Source organism: Bacilliculturomica massiliensis (assembly GCF_900605495.1).
GTDB classification, from domain to species: domain Bacteria; phylum Bacillota; class Clostridia; order Peptostreptococcales; family Anaerovoracaceae; genus Bacilliculturomica; species Bacilliculturomica massiliensis.
The window spans coordinates 1-21764 of sequence record NZ_LR027598.1; the positions used below are offsets into that span (position 1 = coordinate 1).

General features: G+C 56.3%; 18 protein-coding genes. 8 read left to right on the plus strand and 10 right to left on the minus strand.

The genetic code is table 11. The features are described 5' to 3' along the window. The first annotated feature begins 625 nt into the window (after window positions 1-625). A complete protein-coding gene (gene rplM, locus E0E37_RS01750) occupies window positions 626-1054 on the plus strand; it encodes a 50S ribosomal protein L13 (protein ID WP_130861259.1) in 429 nt (142 codons plus the stop codon). 20 nt (window positions 1055-1074) lie between these two features. Next, window positions 1075-1467: a 30S ribosomal protein S9 gene (gene rpsI / locus E0E37_RS01755; RefSeq protein ID WP_130861260.1), complete on the plus strand. Its 393-nt coding sequence runs from the start codon at window positions 1075-1077 to the stop codon at window positions 1465-1467. A 151-nt stretch (window positions 1468-1618) separates the two neighbouring features. On the opposite strand, the gene E0E37_RS01760 is transcribed toward rpsI, so the two are convergent. Then, window positions 1619-2701, minus strand: coding sequence for an Ldh family oxidoreductase (locus E0E37_RS01760; RefSeq protein ID WP_130861261.1), 1083 nt, complete (start codon window positions 2699-2701; stop codon window positions 1619-1621). A 413-nt stretch (window positions 2702-3114) separates the two neighbouring features. Between E0E37_RS01760 and E0E37_RS01765 the strand changes: the two genes are divergently transcribed. The 4 genes from E0E37_RS01765 (at window position 3115) to E0E37_RS01780 (ending at window position 9505) form a co-directional block, all read left to right on the plus strand. Continuing rightward, window positions 3115-4611 carry a sigma-54 interaction domain-containing protein gene (locus E0E37_RS01765; protein WP_165445154.1) on the plus strand — a complete coding sequence of 499 codons (1497 nt, stop codon included), beginning with the start codon at window positions 3115-3117 and terminating at the stop codon, window positions 4609-4611. Window positions 4612-4721: 110 nt separating this feature from the next. Then, window positions 4722-6752 (plus strand): sigma-54 interaction domain-containing protein, encoded by a 2031-nt coding sequence (locus E0E37_RS01770; RefSeq protein WP_165445155.1) that lies wholly within the window; start codon window positions 4722-4724, stop codon window positions 6750-6752. 358 nt (window positions 6753-7110) lie between these two features. Next, the gene (locus tag E0E37_RS01775) at window positions 7111-8106 is read left to right on the plus strand and encodes a succinylglutamate desuccinylase/aspartoacylase family protein (protein WP_130861264.1); all 996 of its coding nucleotides are present in this window, start codon (window positions 7111-7113) and stop codon (window positions 8104-8106) included. 1 nt (window position 8107) lies between these two features. Then, window positions 8108-9505, plus strand: coding sequence for a YfcC family protein (locus tag E0E37_RS01780; protein ID WP_130861265.1), 1398 nt, complete (start codon window positions 8108-8110; stop codon window positions 9503-9505). Window positions 9506-9529: 24 nt separating this feature from the next. Here the strand turns inward: E0E37_RS01780 and E0E37_RS01785 are convergent, their stop codons facing one another. Beyond that, window positions 9530-11287, minus strand: coding sequence for an ABC-ATPase domain-containing protein (locus E0E37_RS01785; protein ID WP_130861266.1), 1758 nt, complete (start codon window positions 11285-11287; stop codon window positions 9530-9532). A gap of 227 nt (window positions 11288-11514) precedes the next feature. Between E0E37_RS01785 and E0E37_RS01790 the strand changes: the two genes are divergently transcribed. Further along, window positions 11515-12453 carry a hypothetical protein gene (locus E0E37_RS01790; protein WP_130861267.1) on the plus strand — a complete coding sequence of 313 codons (939 nt, stop codon included), beginning with the start codon at window positions 11515-11517 and terminating at the stop codon, window positions 12451-12453. Between the two features lie 156 nt (window positions 12454-12609). On the opposite strand, the gene gap is transcribed toward E0E37_RS01790, so the two are convergent. Further along, window positions 12610-13629, minus strand: coding sequence for a type I glyceraldehyde-3-phosphate dehydrogenase (gap, locus tag E0E37_RS01795; RefSeq protein ID WP_130861268.1), 1020 nt, complete (start codon window positions 13627-13629; stop codon window positions 12610-12612). A 426-nt stretch (window positions 13630-14055) separates the two neighbouring features. On the opposite strand from gap, the gene E0E37_RS01800 reads away from it, so the two are divergent. After that, a complete protein-coding gene (locus E0E37_RS01800) occupies window positions 14056-14424 on the plus strand; it encodes a VOC family protein (RefSeq protein WP_130861269.1) in 369 nt (122 codons plus the stop codon). Between the two features lie 49 nt (window positions 14425-14473). On the opposite strand, the gene mnhG is transcribed toward E0E37_RS01800, so the two are convergent. The 7 genes from mnhG to E0E37_RS01835 all read right to left on the minus strand — a co-directional run bounded on the left by mnhG (window position 14474) and on the right by E0E37_RS01835 (window position 21749). Next, on the minus strand, window positions 14474-14989 hold the full coding sequence (mnhG, locus tag E0E37_RS01805; RefSeq protein WP_130861270.1) for a monovalent cation/H(+) antiporter subunit G: 516 nt from the start codon (window positions 14987-14989) through the stop codon (window positions 14474-14476). Beyond that, window positions 14982-15392 (minus strand): monovalent cation/H+ antiporter complex subunit F, encoded by a 411-nt coding sequence (locus E0E37_RS01810; protein ID WP_130861271.1) that lies wholly within the window; start codon window positions 15390-15392, stop codon window positions 14982-14984. Before E0E37_RS01810 ends, mnhG begins: the two co-directional genes overlap by 8 nt. Continuing rightward, a complete protein-coding gene (locus tag E0E37_RS01815) occupies window positions 15389-15868 on the minus strand; it encodes a Na+/H+ antiporter subunit E (RefSeq protein WP_130861272.1) in 480 nt (159 codons plus the stop codon). The genes E0E37_RS01810 and E0E37_RS01815 overlap by 4 nt, the downstream gene beginning before the upstream one ends. 14 nt (window positions 15869-15882) lie before the next feature. Further along, window positions 15883-17409, minus strand: coding sequence for a proton-conducting transporter transmembrane domain-containing protein (locus E0E37_RS01820; RefSeq protein WP_130861273.1), 1527 nt, complete (start codon window positions 17407-17409; stop codon window positions 15883-15885). Next, window positions 17399-17752 (minus strand): Na(+)/H(+) antiporter subunit C, encoded by a 354-nt coding sequence (locus E0E37_RS01825; RefSeq protein WP_130861274.1) that lies wholly within the window; start codon window positions 17750-17752, stop codon window positions 17399-17401. Before E0E37_RS01825 ends, E0E37_RS01820 begins: the two co-directional genes overlap by 11 nt. Before the next feature lie 19 nt (window positions 17753-17771). Next, window positions 17772-20597 (minus strand): hydrogen gas-evolving membrane-bound hydrogenase subunit E, encoded by a 2826-nt coding sequence (gene mbhE, locus E0E37_RS01830; protein ID WP_130861275.1) that lies wholly within the window; start codon window positions 20595-20597, stop codon window positions 17772-17774. Window positions 20598-20726: 129 nt separating this feature from the next. Continuing rightward, complete coding sequence (locus E0E37_RS01835) at window positions 20727-21749, minus strand: GGDEF domain-containing protein (protein ID WP_130861276.1); 1023 nt, start codon at window positions 21747-21749, stop codon at window positions 20727-20729. Between the last annotated feature and the right edge of the window lie 15 nt (window positions 21750-21764).

Consider the following 21764-nt stretch of genomic DNA (forward strand, 5'->3'; position numbering starts at 1 on the left):
CCTGCAGGAGCCGGTGCTCGATGCGGTGGAGGAGGTCAACGCTACAGTGCTGGCGGATATGTCGAAAGAAAAGCAGGAGCTGTTCAAGTCGCTGCTGCGGGAGATCGCCGAGATCAGCCTGCCGGCGGACTAGAAAAGTGCAGAGGCTAGGGAAAGCTTTCAACTGAGGGCAGTACAACGGCGCATAAGAAGATAAATAATGACAACTATTTTTACAGCCACAAAAAACGCGGTAATCTGCGCGCAAGCCAGAATTGACAAAAGGAATGCTTGACAGAGCGTTCCTTTTTTTATATAATAAGCGTGCACTGTGCAAAAGTGCGGTTTTTTCGTTGTCCAAAATGCTGCGTTTTCTGCGGCGGTCCGGCCGGATCTGCTGCGGGGATGGAAGTTAGATATGGAAAAAGCCAGGAAAGCGATTGTTCTGGCTCTCTACCGGGGCCTTAACGATATTCATAAGGTACAGGCTGGGATTGACCGGCCGCGGCCGAAACGTTATTTCAGTAATGTTGAAAACGATTGGGTACTGGACAAGGTATGCGACAGATGCGGTAGGAAATCTGAACTGCGGAGGGTTCCGCCGGATTCCCCCATCGCCCGATCTGAGTAGGCAAGGAGGTAAACAATGAAATCTTTTATCGCAAAGCCTCAGGAAGTGGAAAGAAAATGGTATGTTCTGGATGCTGAAGGGAAGACCCTCGGCCGTCTGGCTTCCGAAGCCGCCGCTATTCTGAGAGGCAAGAAAAAGCCGATCTTTACTCCTCACGTTGACACCGGCGATTATGTCATCGTCATCAACGCGGAGAAGGTTGAAGTCACGGGAAAGAAGAGACAGGAAAAGATCTACAAGAGACACACCGGTTATCCGGGCGGTCTCCGCGAACTGACCTTCGAAAAGCTACAGGCGAGAAAGCCGGAGGAGATCATCCGTCACGCTGTTAAGGGCATGATGCCGAAGGGCCCTCTGGGACGCCAGATGTACAAGAAGTTAAAGGTTTATGCGGGTCCTGAGCACAAGCACGAAGCTCAGAAGCCGGAAATCTGGAACTATTAATCGAAGGGAGGAATCATTAAATGGCAAAAATGCAGTACTGCGGAACAGGCAGAAGAAAATCATCCGTCGCCAGAGTCAGATTAATCCCTGGTAAAGGCAACATTACCGTAAATAAGAAGCCGCTGGAAGACTATTTCGGTATGGAGATCGTAAAGAGAGAAGTCAGAAGACCGCTGGAGGTCGCTGGAAGCGAAGGCAAGTTCGACGTAGTTGCCACCGTGAGAGGCGGCGGTTTTACCGGTCAGGCGGGTGCGCTGAGACACGGTATCTCCAGAGCTCTGTGCGTTGCTGATCCGGAGAACAGACCGGCCCTGAAGGCTGCTGGTTTCCTGACCAGAGACCCGAGAATGAAGGAAAGAAAGAAGTATGGACTGAAGAAGGCCAGAAGAGCTTCCCAGTTCAGCAAGCGTTAATCGCTTACCATACAAAGAAAAAGCATACAAGAAACCGTCGCAGAATTCTCATTTTGCGGCGGTTTTTTTGTTTTTTGTATTAAATTTCAGACCGCGCGGTCATCTCGCGGTCATCTGCAGGCCAAGGAGCTGAAGATAAAGGCAGGACGGCTCAGCAGATCTGTTCCAGAAGTTTGCCGAACTCTGTCGCCCCGTTGGGATTCATGCCCATCTCCGTGCAGAGTTCTACCAGCTGTACGCCCAGTTCGTCTCTCACCGGTATGCCATTCTCTTCGATCTCTCTGAATTTCCTGAACTCGATCTCGCCGGGAACCAGAATTTCTTCTGTGCCGGGGGCTTTGCTGCTGCACTTTATGAAGTCGATATACTCCTCCATTCTTCTCTCAAAGAATTCCATGGGCATCAGCTTTGAGGGGTCGATGGCCATCATAAATTGACCGAGCCCTTCCGGCTTCGTGGTATAGATCTCGTTCATCTGCATCAGTTCTTTTCCAAAAGAAGCCTGGGCGAGGACGGAACAGAAGATGTCGATGATAAGAGCCAGTCCGTAGCCCTTGTAGCCGGCGATGGGCTGCAGCGTTCCCTCAAGCGCTTCAGCGGCGTCTGTGGTGGGATTTCCGTCTTTATCCTTTGCCCATTCCGGCGGTATGGATTCTCCGGCGAGAGCCTTCACCTGTATCTTGCCCAGAGAGACGACTGTGGTGGCCATATCCAGCACCACGGGGTCTTTTTTGCCGGCGGGGATGGCGATGGTCAGTGGATTAGTGCCGAACAGACGGTCTTTTCCTCCGGTGGGAGAGACCAGAGGCGCGGTGTTTGTAAAGATGATGCCGATCAGTCCTTCTCTGGCAAAATTCCAGCCGTAGTAGTTGCCGCAGCCAAAGTGGCTGCTGTGATTTACGGTCACCAGGCCTGCGCCGTATTTTTTTGCGGCTTCAATGCATCGCTTCATGGCGTAAGGGCCGTTGAGCAGACCGCAACCGTTGTCTCCGTCCAGGGCGATCACCACGTCCGAGTCGTTGATCTGGTGAATGTTGGGGGTAAGGTTCATGCCGCCGTTGCGGTAGCGCCCCATGTAGGGCTTCAGTCTGGCCAGTCCGTGGGTCTCCACCCCGCTGCTGTCGGCCTGGATGATCACCTCAGAAGCCTGAGCCGCATCTTTCGCCGCAACACCGGCCTGAAGAAAGACTGCTTCCACAAATTTTCTGATCTTCTCCTTGTTATAACGCTTCATGTTTGTTCCTCCTGTTTTTAACTGAATAAGATATTTACAGATAGAGCAAGACCTGTGCCAGTGTGTTTTATTGTGCTGCCGATTATTATTAAGAAAGCGCCGGCGTTGGATTTTCAGGCTTTGCGGGTAGATGGAGCGGCCTTTTTCGGGACAGGGAAAGCGGCGGGGCCGTATCCTGCTCGAAAGAGACCGCTGCTATTTTTACAGGATAGGAAAATTTGTTGCGTATCTGTAAAAATATTTTTCGGGGAGACCTTCCTGTGATATAATAGCCGCAAAGCGGCTATTATATGGATTCTGTGCGCGGCGGACGCCATGCGCGGATTCTGTCCTGACGGCCTGCGGCCGATCACGGCAGAATGAAAGTACAGCAGGCCATTTTGGATTTATCACAGTCAAACAGAGGGAACAGTATGGATAAAACATATAGTGAAAGTCTGATCAGTCTGGGCAGCGAGGTCCTGATCGATCTGGGGATATTCGCCGACGGCTACATCATCGTGGACAGGGAGGGGGTCATCCGCCACTGCAAAATCATCCGCTCCTGCCCGGGTATCTTTGAGGAAAAAGAGGTGCTGGGGAAAAATGTACTGGAAGTTTATCCGGAGCTGACGGAGGACAGCAGCTACGTGTACCGCGCGCTGCGGGGAACGGCCACTACGAACCAGTTTACAGAGCGCCACTTTGCAGGGGGAGAGAAGGTCACTTATCTGGAGAATGATTATCCGATCAAGAGGAACGGAGAGATCATCGGGGCTATCTGCATTGTAAAATACTCAAATTTCATGATCCGTGAGATCGATCTCAGCGGCGAACCGTCGGATGTTCAGGAGGCCGCGCCGCAGACGGCCGCAGCTAGGAAACCGAAGCGCTTCAAACTGTCGGATATCATCGGAGAGTCTGAGGCGGTCAGGCAGATGAAGGAACGGATCCTCCGGACGGCGCGCACCGGATCGCCTGTGCTGATCTATGGGCAGACGGGAACGGGAAAGGAGATGGTGGCGCAGTCTATCTACAGCGAGAGCGGGAGAAACAAGGGTCCGTTTCTGTCTCAGAACTGCGCCGCGATCCCTGCGAATCTTCTTGAGAGTCTGTTTTTCGGAACTGTGAGAGGAAGCTACACCGGCGCGATGGATAAAGAGGGGATCTTTGAACAGGCCAAAGGGGGCGTCATTTTTCTGGATGAGATCAATTCCATGGACTTGGCCATGCAGGCTAAGCTGCTGAAGGTGATCGAGGAAAAGCAGGTGACCAGGATCGGATCTTCGAAGACGATACTGGTGGATGTGCGGATCATTGCGGCCATCAATGAACCGCCGCTTACGTGTATCCGGCAGGGGAAGCTGAGAAGCGATCTGTTCTACCGGCTTAGCGCGGTGCAGATCGAGGTGCCGCCGCTCAGCGAGCGGCCGGAAGATATTCCGGTACTGGTGAGACATTTTGTGGATCGCTACCACCGTGAGATCAATCCGCAGGTGAAGGACGTCTCGCCGCAGGTGGCCTGGTTTTTTCGGACATATTCCTGGCCCGGAAATGTGCGGGAGTTAAAAAATACTCTGGAGGGCGCATTCAATTTCGCCAAAGGACCGCTGATCGAGGTCGAGGATCTGCCGGGTTATATGAAAAACAGGATGCGGCAGCCGTCAGGCGACAGGAACGATCCCATCGATCCCAGTCTGCCGGTGTTTTTAGACGAGCAGGAGCCTTGCGGCGGTCTGGGATCCATGCTCTGTCCTCCGGAAGCCAGGGCGCAGGTCATGCCTCTTAAGGAAGCCGTGGAGCAGTACGAGAAACATTATATCCTCTCCCGGGTCCCTTACGCCTACAACCTCACGGATCTGGCCAGGCAGCTGGGCATGACCCGCCAGGCGCTGAATTATAAGCTGAGGAAACACGGGATCCACCTGTGAGAGCCGCTGGGGAAGACCGGGGCGATGGGCGGAGGGAGATAGCCGGGGCGGCCGGGGGAAGGAGCCGGCCGCCGGAGCGAGAGGACGCGATGGGGAAAGAGAGGAAAAGGATGACTGCCGGTAGACAGCAGGGAAAAGAAAAGAGGAAGAAAAAACTGGTGCTGGTCACTTACGAGCGAAAAGCAAAAAACAGATATCTGGAGCAGCTTGAGGATTTCTTTGACGGGCTCATCGAGATCGGAACGTACTGCGTGGATGAGGATGAAGGGCAAATGGAGCTTTCCGGGGCTGATCTGCTGCTGTTGTCCTTTGCGGACGTTACCGGCTACGTGTCGCCTTTTTTGACCGGCGGAAATCAGATCATGTACATGACCAGAAGCTTTGAGAAGGATAAGCTGGCGCCCCTGGCCGGAGTGGCCGGCGGCGAGAGGGTGGGGCTGGCGGACTATTCGGAGACCCTGGCCTTCGAGACCATCGGCATACTCAACGCCTGCGGTTACAATCACCTAGAATACCAGATGATCGTGCCCGGCTGCGATGGGGAGAGCATGAGGGGGATCCGCACTGTGATCACCACGGAGAACGTGGTGACCATACCCGCTGCGGTGGAGAAAGTGATCAATATCGGCTACTACCGGATCAGCTGGACGACCTTCGCGGAGATCGCCCGCCGTCTGGACGTGCTGGACGATACGGTCAATGAAAGGCTGAACCGGTATTCGCAGGTGGTGGCGTCGCCCAATCAGGGGATCGTGGATTCCATAAAGTACACGTGGACCACGGAACGGCAGCTGGCGGCTGTGGTGGAGAGTATGAACGAGGCTGTTATCGTAACGGACCTGAATTACCGGATCGTGGAGAGCAACAGCGCCGCGGCGGCGCTCTGCGGCGCGGAGGAAAGAGGCGGGAAGGCGGCGCGGAGACAGCTGCGCAGCGTGGAAGAACTCCCCGGGTCTCTGAGGGAATTTCTCATGAGCGCCGGATCTGTGACCAACCAGATCACGACGGTCAGGGAGACCGGGCGCAACGTGGTGGTGACGAAAAAGCCTATCGCGCTGTACGGCGAAGTTCAGGGTCACGTATTCGTCATCAGAAGCGTCAACGAAATACAGAAATTAGAAAACGATTATCGGATCATGATGGCCCGAAAAGGATTTGCAGCGCGATACTCCTTTGACGATATTATCACGGTGAGCCCGCGGATGCAGGAGTGCATTGAGATCTGCAAGCGGATCGCCGCAACGGATCTGGCGATCCTCATCACAGGGGAGAGCGGCGTGGGAAAAGAAATGTTCGCACAGTCCATCCACAATCACTCCCGGCGTCAGGCCTATCCCTTCGTGGCGGTGAACTGCGCGGCGCTGCCGCGGGATCTGCTGGAAAGCGAACTTTTCGGTTTTGAGGAAGGTTCCTTCACGGGGGCGAGAAAGGGAGGAAAAAAGGGACTGTTCGAGCTGGCCCACAAGGGCACGATCTTTCTTGACGAGATCGGGGATATGCCGGTGGAGACTCAGGCAAAGCTTCTTCGCGTGCTGCAGGAGAAGGAGGTCATGCGGGTAGGCGGGACGGGCGTGATCCCGGTGGACGTTCGGGTGATCTCCGCATCCAACGCGGATTTCAACCGACTCTTCGGAGAACGGTCGTTTCGGCGCGATCTGTATTACCGGCTCAATAACGCCAGAGTCCGGGTCCCCTCCCTGAAAGAACGCAGAGAGGACATCCCGCTGCTGTGCCGGGCGTTCTGCGACGGCTGCGGACACGGGGACTACGGGATCAGCGGGGAACTGGCGGACCGGCTGCAGCGCATCCACTGGGATGGAAATGTGCGGGAACTGAAAAACTGCGTGGAGTTTATGACAGCGCTGTGCGGCGGCGGTACGCTGACCTTGGAGGACCTGCCGCCGGACTACCGGGAGACGGAAGAGAGCCGGCAGGAGAAGCGGGGAACGAGGGAAACGGCGGGAATGCCCCTGCTGCCTGAGGAGGCGGCTCTGGCGGAAGCGATCCTGGGGATTCTGCGCCGGAGGAAGCTGGGCAGGCGCAGACTGAAGCGGGTGCTGGAGGATCAGGGCGTGGAGGTCAGCGAATACAAGATCAAAAGGATCGTGGATTACCTGAGGGAAGAGAACCTCCTTCCCTGACAGGGCGCGGATCAAAATTTAAGAGCAAACGGGATGGATCGGTATGATATTCGGGCGAAAATGAATCCGGATATCGTACCGATTTTGTTGTTTTGAGCTGGACCCGCGGTCTGAGAAAAAAGGAGGGAGTGGGAGGATACCAGTTAGAAAGCCTGAAACACTGCGGCCTGCAGTGTTTTTTTTTTGGAGGGGCTGCGGATCTGGCACGGATGTTGCGTTTATAAGAAGACAGATAAAAAAGTTTCCTCTGGAAGCATGATCCGCCCCGGGGCTCGCTTCCAAAGGGGAGGCTTTAGATCAAACGGAGATATCAACGACGATGTTTCCCGTGTTATAAGAAAAGGAGGTCGCGGAGACGATGAACACATTTGAGAATTTCAATTTAAAAGAAGAGCTTGCGGTGAAGGGGAGGAAGGTCTACGGATTTATTCCTCTGGCACAGCGCCCCAACGGCACCTGGGTCAATCTGCCTGTCATGATGGCCATCGGCGCGGAGGATGGACCGACGATCGTGGTGGACGCCTGCGCCCACGGCGATGAGTACGAGGGCTGCGAGGGTATCATCGAGGCCTTCCGGCGGGCGGATCCTGCAGTCATGAAGGGGAATCTGGTCTGCGTGCCCGCGGTGCACGCGGAGGCCTTCGCGGAGATGAAGCGCTACAGCACGCTGGATTTCGTGCCCATTGATCTGAACCGGACGTATCCGGGTCAGGAAAAGGGCTATCTGACCCAGAGCGTGGCGGACTACTATTTCAACAATATCGTGAAGCACGCCGACGGGCTGATCACGATCCACGGAGGCGGAAATTATCTCTATCTGGAGCCGGTTACGCTGTACCAGTCCTACGGCGATGAGATCAGCGCCAGATCACGGGCCATGGCCGAGGCCTTTGGGCTGGACGCGCTGTGGAGAAACCAGGTATGCGAGCCCCAGAACGGAATTCTGGACGAGCTGGCCTACACGGCCGGCATCCCCGCCATCACTCCGGAGATCGGAGGACAGACCACAAGAGCCACGAATCGGGAGGAGAACGTATCGCGTATCGCGGACGGCGTCTTCAACGTACTGCGCCTGTGGAAGATCCTGGACGGAGAGGTGAAGCGTTTCGACAGCCAATATCACGTGGACGTACAGTATATCTATGCAAAGCACGGCGGCATCCACAAACCCCAGAAGAAAGGCGGACAGAGGGTGAAGAAGGGCGACACCCTTTCCATTATCACCAATCTGTTCGGGGAGGAAGTGGATCGCGTGCTGTCCCCCATCGACGGCCGGGTGATCGGCTATTGGGCTTACACTGTTTCGCAGCCGCGCTCCTGGGTCTACATGGTGGGACGGGAACTGGAGGAGTAGGATGGAAGAAAAAAAGAAATTACAGGTGCCTCATACCTTTGTGATCCTTGCGATCATCATTCTGCTGGGTTTCGTCATGACCTACCTGCTCCCCAGCGGAGTTTACGACACCGTGGTGGGGGAGACGGGCGTGGAGATGGCCGACCCGGGATCTTATCACACGGTGGAAAAGACGTTTCTCAATCCGGCGGCGCTGTTCACCGCTGTTCCGGAGGGGCTGGCCAACGTGGCGTCCATCGTTTTCTTCATTTTCATCGTGTGCGGCGCTTTTCAGGTGGTCAACGCCACAGGCGCCACAGTGGTGGGAGTATCCAGCCTGGCTAAGCTGATGCGGGGCAAGGAACGGATCGGAATTCCCGTGTTCATGGGCGTTTTCGCCCTGGCGGGAGCGTCCTTCGGCATGTCGGAGGAAACGATCATCTTTGCGCCCATCGGCATTATGCTGGCCAGGGCTCTGGGTTACGACGCCATGACAGGCTGCGCTATGGTCGTCCTGGGGGCCAACGCGGGATTCGTGGCCGGCTGCATGAATCCCTTTACCGTGGGCGTGGCCCAGAGCGTCGCGGAACTCCCCACCTTTTCCGGCCTGGGAATGCGGGCGATATTTCTGGTGATCTTTCTGATCTCCGTGAGCCTTTACGTGACCCGCTATGCCAGGAAAGTCGGAGAAAATCCGGAGAAGAGTCTGGTCCGGGATCTGGAGATCAGGGAACGGGATCAGGTAATCGACCTGGAAAACGTACCGGCGCTGTCGGGACGGCAAAAGCTGATCCTTCTGATCCTGGTGGCGGCCATCGGCGTGATGATCTACGGCATCATCGTGCGGGGCTGGTATCTGACGGAAATGGGCGCTATTTTTCTGGCCATGGGCATTCTCTGCGGCTTTGTGGGCAGGATCGGCGTAAACCGGATCTGCGAGGAGTTCGTGGAAGGGGCCAAGACGGCCACCTACGGCGCGCTGCTTATCGGCCTGGCCCGGGCGGTCATCGTCATACTGGAGGACGGACAGGTCATCGATACAGTAGTTCACGGACTGGCCAACGTCATCACGCTGCTGCCTGAGCAGGTGACGGTGGTGGGCATGTTCATCGTCCAGACGATCATCAACTTTTTCATCAACTCCGGCAGCGGTCAGGCTATGATCACCATGCCCATCATGGTACCTCTGGCGGACATCATGGATATTACGCGCCAGACCGCGGTAACGGCGTTTCAGTTTGGGGACGGACTGTCCAACGCGCTGTTTCCCACCTCGGCGGTGCTGATGGCCGTGCTCTCCGTGTGCAGAATTCCCTATGAGAAATACTTTCGGTTTGCGCTGCCCATCATTCTCATCAACAGTGGGATCGCTATGGTCCTGCTGGTGATCTGCGGCGCTGTGGGCTTTGGTCCTTTCTAAAGTCAGCGGGAAAAGGGCGCGGGCCTACCGCCGGACCCGCAGCCGGCGGAACCGGTTGAGACAGGCCATGATCTCCTGTTTTCTGGGCATGGCCAGCGATCCGGAAAAACGGTGGCTTCCCGCCAGCGCCGACAGCCCTTTCGCGTTGATCTCTTCCACGATGGAGTCCGCCGCCTGGGTCAGCGTCAGTCCCCGGCCGGCCAGGCGCTCTTCAGCGAATTCCAGGATGCGTCCCAGGGCCATGAGCTGCTCGGGATCCACCAGCTGCTCCACATAGCGCAGGTCGATGACGTCCTTATTGATGATCAGGCTGTCACGACCGTTTACCTTGATCTTCACGCCCCGGTCGCCCTGGGACACGGAGCCCGGCTCCAGCTTTCGCCCGCAGTCGATATGCAGTTCGGGAAGCGTCTTTGACCGGTCCGCAGGCGTCTCTGCGGGCCCGGCCGGTCCGGGGCTGGCCGGCGAAGGATCCGCCGGATTCCATTGGCCTGTCAGCCGGCGTACCTTCTCCGTGATGTCTTTCGGCTCATAGGCGTCCATCTGGATCACAGTGTCGGCCAGGCGGAAGTAAGAACCGGAGCTTCCCACTACCAAAATGGTGGAAACGCCCAGCTCGTCCAGCATGGGGCGGATCAGGTCGGTAAAGGGCGTGATGGGCTCCTTGTCCCGTGTGATCAGTTTCTGCATGACGTCGTCGCGGATCATAAAGTTCGTGGCCGAGGTGTCCTCGTCGATGAGGAGAAGGCGGCTGCCGGCTTCCACCGCTTCTGCCATATTGGCGGCCTGGGATGTGCTGCCGCTGGCGTTTTCCGTGGTGAATTCCTTCGTATCCTTGCCGTTGGGCAGATTATTGATAAAGGAGGAAATATCGGTGCGGCAGATGCTCCGTCCGTCTTCAGCTCTTATTTTTACAGCAGTGCCGTCGCAGATCACATACTCCCGGCCATCGCCTGCGATGTGATCGTAGACGCCCCGTTCCAGAGCTTTCAGCAGGGTGGATTTGCCGTGATAGCCGCCGCCTACGATGAGCGTGACGCCGCAGGGGATCCCCATGCCGGTGAGACGGCCTCTGTGGGGCAGATCCAGCGTGACGGCCAGGGACTCCGGAGAGCGGAAGGGCAGGCCGCCGTTCATGGGCCGTTCTGATACCCCGCTCTCTCTGGGCAGCACAGCGCCGTCGGCTACAAAAGCGGCCAGATTTCGGGCGCGGAGCTCCTGGCGGATGGCGTGCTGATCCTCGGATAATTCCACGCAGGCCTGGACCAGTTTTTTGTTCAGATTGCCGTAGATCAGAGATCTCTCTGCGATCTCCGGCAGGATGGAGAAGAGTATTTTCTCAAGTTCTCCGGCCAGGATCGTGCGCCCTGCGGCGGGGAAACCCACTTCAAAGCGCACCGTCACCCCCGCGGCGGCCACGTCCACCGCCGTGCGCTTCAGCACTTCCTGCCCGCAGCGGCTGATGGAGATGAGACCGCTTTTTCCGGAACCGCGGGCCCGGTCTCCGGCGCGGCCGATGGCGTTGTAAAACAGGCGGTTGATGTGATCCTCCAGAGCAGTCCGCTTCCAGGGGCGGTCAAAGAGCTCCGGGGGGAAGCCGCTGACACGGCGGTCCATGACGATGCGCAGGCGGGAAGGGGCGGCAAAAGGATCCCCCTGCACGTGGTCGATGCAGAGGGTGTAGCGGTCAAATGCGTATTGACCGGCCAGAGATTTGTATGCCGGATAACCCTTGCGGTCGATAGAAAGAAGCTGGCGACGCAGCTCGGATGATGTTTTCATAGTGTTACCTCCCTATGTGATCGGCCGTCTCAGAGGAAACGGCCCTTTTTTGTTATGGATTCCCTGCTTTTATAGAATAACGCGGATCGCGCCGATCCGTCAAATGGTATTCCTCCCGGCCGCCGGCTGTGATATACTACTGTATATGGCAAAGTCGGCTCCGGTCCTGGGGCCGCGGCCGGGTCTTTGAGAAAGGCCTGGAAGATGATAAAACGGCGGAGGTTGCGATGAATGATAGATGGAATGTAAAGGGCGCAGACTGGTCCAATGAAAATATCCAGCGGGAGCTGGAAAAGGTAGAGCAGAGGGGAACGTATCTGGCAAACAAATTTCTGCGGGACAAGATCGTTTTGCTGGCGGTGGTCGCAGGCGCGCTGCTGTTCTGTCTGCTGTATCTGGATTCAGTCATCGGGCTGGCGGTGGAATTTGTGATCCTGTTGGCGGTGCTCAGTTATATGAGGAAAACCGCCCGGCAGGCCAAGGCTCCGGTATACGAGATGTGCGATCCCTATCTGGAGTTCGCCTATATACGGGCTTACGCCCGCTTTCCCATGCCCCGGGGAAAGAGCACGATGATCCGGCAGATCCTCTCTCTGGCTCAGTGCATGGCGCTGGCAGGGGAACCTCAGGCAGCTATCGCCATCCAGAGCAATATTGAGGATCCCCGTCAGCTGAAAGCAGGGGAAAAGACGATCTACTTCAATACGCTGCTTTTGAGCTACGGTCAGTACGAGTGGACCGATAAGCGGGCGCAGACGGTGGCGGAGCTGGTGCGGATGCGGGACAGGGCCGGAAAGCGGGAAGCGATGCAGCTGGACGTGGTCATACGGCTGGAGGAGCTGAAGCGGCATCAGGACATGGGCGATATTGATTTCGTGGAAGACTATTTTAAAAGAATACCGCCGGTGCTCCCCTTTCAGGAGGTGGGGATGCACTACGCCCTGGGCATGATGTACATGAAGGCGGGAGATGCGGAAAAGGCCCGGCCTCACGTGGAGTTCGTGCTGGATAAGGGAAACAAACTGTATTACAAAAAGAATCTGGAAGAGTACCTGCGGCGGAGCCTGAGAAATGACGGAGGGCAGGACGGTCAGAAGGAAGAAGGCGGGCAGTCCGGGAACGGACCAGACGGAGCCGGACAGACAGGGGACTGCCGGCCCATATGAAAAGCGGCGGAGAAAGTGCAGAACAAAACCCCCGGCAGAGGAGAAAGCCGGGGGTCTTTCTATGGTAGGGGAAACATCGCCTGGACGTTTCCGACGATTTTGACTGATCTCAGTTTTTCAGCGGCGCTGCCGGCTGACTGTGATCGGCAGCGGCTATCAGATCAGCGTGCTCATATGTCTCAGCGTGCGGATCAGCTGAGAGACGTAGCTCATCTCATTGTCGTACCAGGAAACGATCCGGACCTGGAACACGCCGGTTCCGCTTCTGGCCACCAGCGTCTGGGTGGCGTCGAACAGGGATCCGTAGGACATGCCGATGATATCGGTGGATACCAGTTCCTCTTCAGTATAGCCGAAGGACTCGTTGGAGGCCTTTTTCATGGCATCGTGCAGCCCTTCCAGTGTGACGGTCTCAGAAGAATCTTTCAGTACCGCGTCAAGTATGGTGATCGAACCGCTGGCTACGGGGACGCGCTGAGCGGAACCTACCAGCTTGCCGTCCAGCTCGGGGATGACCAGTCCGATGGCCTTTGCGGCGCCGGTGCTGTTGGGCACGATGTTGATGGCGCCTGCCCGTGCGCGGCGGAAATCGTTTTTCTTATGAGGTCCGTCCAGTATCATCTGATCACCCGTGTAAGCGTGGATAGTCGTCATGAAACCGGTCCTCACTTCGCGGTAATCGTTCAGCGCTTTGGCCATGGGGGCCAGACAGTTGGTAGTGCAGGAAGCGCCGGAGACGATCGTGTCTTCTCTGGTAAGGATGCTGTGGTTTACGCCGTAGACGATGGTGGGAATATCGCTCCCCGCAGGAGCGGAGATCAGGACCCGCTTCGCGCCCGCGTCCAGATGGGCCTGGGATTTGGCCTTGGAGGTGAAAAAGCCGGTGCACTCCAGCACAATGTCCACGTCAAGGTCGCCCCAGGGCAGCTTAGAGGGATCGGCTTCTTTGTAGATCGGGATCTTCTTGCCGTCCACGATGATGGACGCTTCGTCGTGTTCCACAGTGTGGCCTTCGTAGGCCTTCTGTACACTGTCGTATTTCAGCAGATAGGCCAGCATATCAGGCTGGCTCAGATCGTTGATGGCCACAATGTCGAATTCATCGCTGCCAAAGATTTTGCGGAAGGTGAGCCTTCCGATTCTGCCGAATCCGTTGATCGCTATTTTTGTTTTCATTTTTAACCTCCGATATCAATTTCACTACTTCTTTATGTTTGGCATTTCATATCTATTCGGCGGGGACGTCCCGCGCCGGTCTCCGCTCTGTGATCTAATAAGATAATATCATATTTGCAGTCAAAATCAATCATTTTTATTCAAAAAACATCAAAAGAAATTAAAAAAAATCACGCCGTCCATACAGCTGCAGCTGATTTTGTGGTAAAATAGCCACAGACCGGCTATTTTACGGATTCTGTGCGCGGCAGACGCCGTGCGCGGATTTTCCCATGATGGCAGCAGGTCTTATGGGGGAAATAGCCCCAAAATGTGGGACTTCGTCTTCTGGCAGGCGGCAGAGACGGAGGGAACAGTAATAGGATGGTTGATTACAGCAAATTCATGCGCCGACTGATAAAAAGTCGACAGGACAGGAGGATACAGATGAATTTTAAAGTGGTCCACAATAATATCAATGTGCTTGATCTGGAAAAATCGCTGAAGTTTTACGACGAGGCGTTGGGGATGAAGGAAGCGCGCAGAAAAGAAGCGGAGGACGGGAGCTTCATTCTGGTCTATCTGGAGACGGAGGGCGCGTCCCATCAGCTGGAACTGACCTGGCTGCGGGACAGAAAGGAACCCTACGATCTGGGGGAGAACGAATTTCACACCGCTTTCGTGACCGACGATTTCGAGGGGGCGCTGAAAAAGCACCGGAAGATGGGCGCGGTCTGCTTTGAAAACGAGGCGATGGGTATTTATTTTATTGCAGACCCGGACGGATACTGGCTGGAGATCATTCCCCAGAGATAGGGGATAGAACCAGGTCCCGGCGCGCACGCTGGCAGAAAGCCCTGATATATCAGGGCTTTTTTTTATCCTCCGGTTCGGCATGCTGTCCGTCTTCGTCGGTAAAGACGCGGACACTGTGAATATCCTGAGCCAGACTGTCCTCTGGGGCTTTGCGGACCTCGGCCCGGATCTGGGCGCCGGGGTTGTCCTTTTCGCGGGAGTGCAGAGGCGCCAGCTGATCCATAAGGCTTTCCGTCCAGATGGGGACGCCGCTGCGGTAAGAGGCTTTGATGATCATGTGCGAACCGATGGGAATGGTCAGCAGCAGAAAGACCACGGCCAGCAGGCCCTTCATGGACAGGCCGATCCCGGCGTAGAGCAGGAACAGGATGTATGCGATGATGAGGTTGAAGATCCCCAGCGTCACCGGCTTGGAGAGGGCCTGCATTTTGCAGTAAATATCGGGAAAGCGCAGCAGCCCGATGCTTCCGCCCAGACAGAAGATCCCGCCTACCACCAGAAACAGGCAGATGATCAGCTCGAACATCCAGTCTGCCCCCTGAGTGCCGTGAAACAGTTCACTCATATTTCTGCACCTCCTTCTGTTTTTCCTCCGCGTCTTTGGCCTGAGTCCGCTCCCAGATCCCTTCTTCTATATGGAGGGAATTTTTTTCTTTGTGGGGAGCTTTCAGCGGATAGACGACGTTGCCCTGCTGGATGTATTTGCTCCAAACCACCAGGGCCACAAAGCTCAGTATGGATATGACCAGCACGGCGGACATGTAGAGATCCGTGCCGTGCTTAAAAGCATAGAGAACGATAAGAGCCATAACCTGCGTTCCCAGAGCGTCCAGGCCGATGACCCGGTCTGCCAGGGTCTTGCCCCGCGCGATGGTCACCAGATTGATCACGGCGGCCAGACCCGCCATGAAAAGGATCAGGTCTACGCACTTGCCGATCAGCGGATAGGATACGAGAAAATCGATCACGGCGCGCTCACCTCCTTGATGCGGTCCACAAATTCCCGGCGGATGTGGGCGATCAGCTTTTCCGGGTCAGAGCTGTCCAGCACGTGGAGAAACAGAGTCTTGTTGTCCGTGGAGATCTCAAGCGTCAGCGTTCCCGGCGTCAGAGTGATCATGTTGGCCAGCAGCACCAGCTCGAAATCCGTGTCGAAGTCCACGTGCATGGCGATGATACCGGGATTCAGGTGATCCAGCGGAGAGAGGACGTAGCGCAGCACTGTCAGGTTGGCGCTGATGACCTCTTTGAAAAACACAGCCAGCAGGACCAGAGACTTCCACAGCTTTTTCAGGTAGAAGGTCTTTCCGGCGTGCACATAAAACAGATAGAGAAACAGCGCTCCCAGGGCGTAACCGAAGAGGAATCCCGCCATGGTAACGGAGTCGGATAAAAAGGTCCAGATAAAAGCCAGGCTCAGGTTGAGAAGAAACTGTTGTGCCAACGGAAACCTCCTTTCTAGTGACGGCCGCCGACAGTGTACAAAACAGCGTCGATATAATAACGGGGATCCATCATCTGCTCTGCTGCTTCCGTGCACAGAGACAGAACGGGCTGAGCGAAGAGACCCATGCAGGCGGTCAGCAGTCCCAGTACCGCGATGGGGATCAGGCTGCAAAGGTACCGCTTGCCGCCGGAGGGCAGAAAGCCTTCCGCCGGCGTGTAGGATCGGGCCGGCGTTCCCCAGTAGGCGTACATGAAGATCTTTACCATGGAAAACAGCGTCAGCACGCCCACGGCCATGGCGCAGGCGATCATCCAGTAGTTTTTCAGATCGGCGGCGGCCAGGAGCAGCATCAGCTTTCCAAAAAAACCGGAAAGGGGCGGGACTCCGGCCAGGGACATGGCCGCAAGAAAGAACAGGAAGCCCAGAGCGGGATACAGCCCTAGCAGGCCGCCCATTTTTTTCAGTTCCTTTGTTCCAGTGATCTCCTCAGCCACGCCTGCGGTCAGGAAGAGACAGGCCTTTACAAAGGCGTGGTGTACGATGAAGTAGATGGTCCCGGCCACGGAGGAGACAGTGAACAGCCCCAGTCCCGCAACCATATAGCCTACCTGGGATATGCTGTGATAGGCGAGAATGCTCTTGTAATTCATCTGGCTCACCGCGCCGAACACGCCGAAGAACATGGTGAGGACGCCGACGATCATGATAAAGGTGTGGGTGTAAGCGCTGTCTCCCACGAAGATCAGCGTGAAGGCGCGGACCATGGAGCAGACCCCTACCTTGATGAGAAGGCCGGAAAAGATGGAGCTGACGGCCGCGGCGGCCACGGTGTGTACCTTCGGCAGCCAGAAATACAGCGGAAACATAGCGCCCTTGACGCCGAAGACGATAAAGAGCAGCATGGCGGATACTGTGGCCAGATGCGGGTCCTCCACGGTGGCGATCTTGGCCGCCACGTCGGCCATATTCACAGAACCGATCATGGAATACAGCGTCCCCAGCGCGATCAGGAAGATGATGGAGGAGACGATGTTGATGAGCAGATACTTGAAGGTCTCCCGCAGCTGCGGCTTAGAGCCGCCGATGACCAGAATGCCGTAGGAGGCGATGAGCATGATCTCAAAGAATACGTACAGGTTGAAGAGATCCCCTGTGACAAAGGTCCCGTTGATGCCCAGCATGAGAAATTGCCACAGAATATAATAATCGTGGATCTCCTTCTCCCTGTCGATGGTGCAGTAGCTGAACAGAAGGCCGGTGAAGGAGAGGATGGAACCCATGAGCACCATGATGCAGGAGAACAGGTCCACGGCGAAAGTGATGCCGTAGGGGGCGCTCCAGCCGCCGGCGCAGAATACCAGCATGCCCTGCGCTTTGACAGTGCAGAGCAGATAGACGGCGGCGGCCACCATGGCCAGGGCGCTGACAGCGCTCACCGTCCGGTGAAACAGCACCCGCTTTCTCGCGAAAAACAGCAGGATTCCCGTGATCATGGGGATCAGTATGGGCAGGAGCGGAAGGTTTGTATTAATGCCCATATTTATGCTCGTCCTCCTTTCCCGTAAGATCATCTACATCGTCGCTGCCATGAGAATGATAAGTGCGGTAGCACAGCACCAGACAGAACGCGGTGATGGCGAAGTTGATCACGATGGCGGTCAGGATCATAGCCTGGGGCAGCGGATCCGCATAGGTCTTAGCGAAGGGAGTGAGAATGGGAGACTCGCCTCGCTGCAGCTTGCCGGAAAGCATCAGAAACAGAAGCGTACCGTTGGAAAGCAGGCTGGTGCCAAAGACGATGCGGAGCAGTCTGCGGGACAGGATCATGTAGGTGCCCGCTGCAAACAGTATTCCGACCAGAACTGATATCAATGTTTCCATAAAATTTCTCCTGTGCTGATTACTTCGATTTTCCGATATTGTAAATGATGGACATGACGGCTCCGATCACCACGAGGAAGACGCCGAAATCAAAGATCATGGCCGTCGCCACCTCCAGGTGGATCCCTCCGAGAGCGGAAATGGTGTAGTGACCGAAGGTGTGGGTGAGGAAGGCCCTGCCAGCCAGCACGCCTCCCAGTCCGCAGGCTACAGCCACGGACAGCCCGATGGGAAGAAAGGAGGACAGATGGGCCGGCAGCCTTTCGATGGAGCGTTTGCCCTCGGTGATATACATGAGCAGCAGGGCGGAAGCCGTCATCAGTCCGGCGATAAAGCCGCCTCCGGGATTGTTGTGTCCGGCGCTGAACAGATACACGGAGACGAACAGGATGACGAAGGAGATGGGCTTGGCCAGCGTCAGAATGACGATATCATTGTCATTGCCCGGCACGTAGCTGTCCTGGGGGCCCGAATGGCGTTCCTCGGCGCGGGTCTTTCCGCTGCTGTCCGTGTACAGGGAGGTGAGTATGTAAACGCCCAGAGCCGCCATGCAGAGCACGGAGATCTCGCCCATGGTGTCCAGTCCACGGAAATCCACCAGCGTTACATTTACTACATTCTTGCCTCCGCCCAGGCGCAGGCTGTTGTGTGTGAAAAAGAAGGAGATCGTTTCGAACAGCCGGTGTGAATGGGCGAACATGCTGATGAAAAACATGGAAGCTCCCACAGCCGCGGAGATCAGCAGCCGGCCGCATTTTGCCGCGGGCTTGTCCTGCCGTTCCGGGGCGGGGTCCATGCCCGAGGGGAACTGCCGCAGGACCATGACGTAGAGGATCAACGTCACCGTTTCTACCAGAAGCTGAGTCAGGGCCAGATCCGGGGCGCTGAACATGACGAAGAACATGGAGACCATGTAGCCGGCGGCTCCCAGCGCCAGGATGACGTGGACACGTTTTTTCATGGTGGCGGCCAGTATGGCCGCGGCCACGGTGATGGCGGTCATTGCGATCTCGATGAGTTCGATGCGGGCCAGATCCGCCGTAAAGATCTCACTGGCAAAGCCGAACAAAACCACGGGCAGACCTACCACAGCCAGGCAGGCTGCGAGAATGTAGCCCAGGTAATGAGAGATGTTGCCTGTCATGTAGGCGTCTGTAATGCGGCCGGTCCCGCCGATGAGAGCAGGGAGACTCCAGTCGTAGGCTCTGTTCGCGCCGATGGGCAGTGAGAACCGCATGACGGCCCGGCGGAAGGGCCCAAGCCGGCTGTAGAGCAGCGCACCGGCGGCGACGACGGCTGCAGTCATCATCAGCGCGGGCGTGATCCCGTGCCAGAAGGCGATGTGCAGATGCGGCGGGGCGGAAAGTCCCAGGACCTGTTTCGCCGCGGGAGCCACCAGCGCTCCGCCGAAGAAATTGGGCGCCAGGGCGAATACCAGATTCAGAGAGACCAGCATGAATGCAGGAAGCAGCATGCCGGCAGGCGCTTCGTGCGGATGCTTGGGAGTATCCGACGTCAGCTCTTTTCCGAGAAAGACCTTTCCGAAAATGCTCAGGGAATAGACGAAGGTAAAGAGGCTTGCCAGAACCGCTGCAGCCGGTACCAGCCAGGCGGCGGCGCCCAGGTAGGACAGTCCGGAAAAAGGCGCGTCCGCCGCCGCCTCAAAGAACATCTCTTTGCTGAGGAAGCCGGAAAAGGGCGGCAGACCGGCCATGGCGCAGGAGCCGATGAAAGCCACAGCGCCGGTAAAGGGCATAGCTTTGCCCAGCCCGCGCAGAAGGGTCATGTCGCGGGTCCCGGTCTCGTGGTCCACGATGCCGGTCATGAGAAACAGGCTTCCCTTGAAGGCGGAGTGATTGATCAGATGGAACAGACCGCCCAGCACGGCGGCCTCGGTGCCCATACCGAACAGGGATATGATCAGACCCAGCTGGCTGATGGTGGAATAGGCCAGCAGCGCCTTCAGGTCCTTTTGCCGCAGAGCCATGAAAGAGCCGAAGAGCAGGGAGATCAGCCCCACGCCGGTCACCGTCGTATTCCACAGGACAGTGCCTCCCAGCAGGGGCGTAAAACGGGCCAGCAGAAAAATCCCGGCTTTTACCATGGTGGCGGAGTGAAGATAACAGCTGATCGGAGTAGGAGCTTCCATGGCGGAGGGCAGCCAGATGTGGAAGGGGACCTGGGCCGATTTTGTAAAAGCGCCCAGCATGATCAGCACGGCGACGGCGGGATAGAGAGCGCTCTGCCGCAGCAGTTCGCCCTGAGCCAGGATCGCGCTGATCTCAAAGGTGCCGCACACGCTGCCTATGAGAACGAAGGCCACCAGCATGCAGAAACCGCCGGAGACGGTGATCAGCATGGCTTTTTGAGCGCCGTAGCGGGACCGTTCCTTTTCAAACCAGAATCCGATGAGCAGAAAACTGGACACGCTGGTCAGTTCCCAGAACAGATACAGGATGAGAAGATTGTCGGCGGTGACCACGCCCAGCATGGCCCCCATGAACATCAGTAAATATATGTAGAAATGGATCAGGCGTTCTTTTTTGGATAGATAAAAGATCGAGTAGAAGATCACCACCATACCGACGAAGGTGATGAGAAGCGAAAAAAGCGCCGAGAGCCCTGAGAGTTCAAAGGATAGATTCAGATCCAGCAGAGGCACCCAGGATCCTTCCGTGCGGACAGACCCGCCCCCGGCGACAACAGGCATTTGAAACAGATACAGCGCAAAAAGCGCCGCGGGTACAGGAAGCACAAACCACCCCGCGCGCCCGCGGATCCATTTCTGACATAAAAGAAGCAGCAGCGCGGCTGCAAAAGGTGTGAGAACGTAGGCAAAAAGCAATTGGGATCTCCTTTCTGTCTGCTTTTGCGTTCTGCGCAGCCCCAGGCCCCCATGGCGTCAGGCGTTCCCGCATAACACAATACAAAAGTATTGTATCATAATCTGTCGAAAGGTTCAAAAAAAATAGATTTATTCTTCCAGATTGCTGCACCGTCCGGCGCTGCCGAAGCAGCTCTCGCGGCTGGTATTGCTGAGGTAATCGTATTCACAGATGCTCCAGTTGTTTTTTCCCCGTTCTTTGGCCCGGAACAGAGACAGGTCCGCATTGTCCATATTTTCTTTCAGGCTCAGGGCGTCCAGTCTTCCGTAGGTGATGCCGATGCTGCAGGAACCCGGCGGATATTCGTATTCCATAAAGAGACGGCTGACCATGTGACAGATCTCCGAGGCCCGGTTTTTTACGATCCTCTGGTCAGGGACATTTTTCATCAGCACGAAGAATTCATGATCGCCCAGGCGCCCCAGGAGATCGTCCGCGCGAAAGGCGCCGGTCAGCAGAGCGCCGGTGGTCTTCAGGATCTCGTTGGCCGTATCTTCTCCCAAAGCGCTGACCACAGCGCGGAAGTTGTCCAGCTCGATGCGGAATATGGCGTGGTTTTTATAATTGCCTACCCACTGGAGATAGCGTCCGCACTGACACTCCACGGCGGAGCGGACATAGAGCCCTGTCAGTTCGTCCCTGTCCACGCAGTTGTGCAGGTTGGAAAACTCCCGCAGGGGTCCGGTCACATCCGATAGGATGCAGATAAGATAAGAGCCCCATTCCGCATTTTCCGCCAGACCGCCGTCCAGACGGATGTGAATGGTCTCCCCTGTATTGCTGGAGACCGCGATATTCAGGTGGAGCTGTCCAACCGTGTCGATCTGTTTCTTTCCCTCGTAGAGAAGTTCCCGCACCGCGTCTGCGGGCGTGGAGACCGGAAGCGAGTAGGTGCCTCCGGGTGAGAGCTTAATATGCGAAAAACCGAAGAGATCCGCAGCGCCCTGGCTGAGAAACAACAGATCAAAATTGGAAGTGTCGTAGCAGACGATCCCGCCGGGAAAGATACGGGGCAGGACGGTGAGAAAAGAGCGCAGCTGTTCATCCGAAATATCGTCCAGAGAACGATAATTGGGTGAAATAGTAAATTCATAGATGTACTCCGGGTTCATGTTAAGACTTCCTCC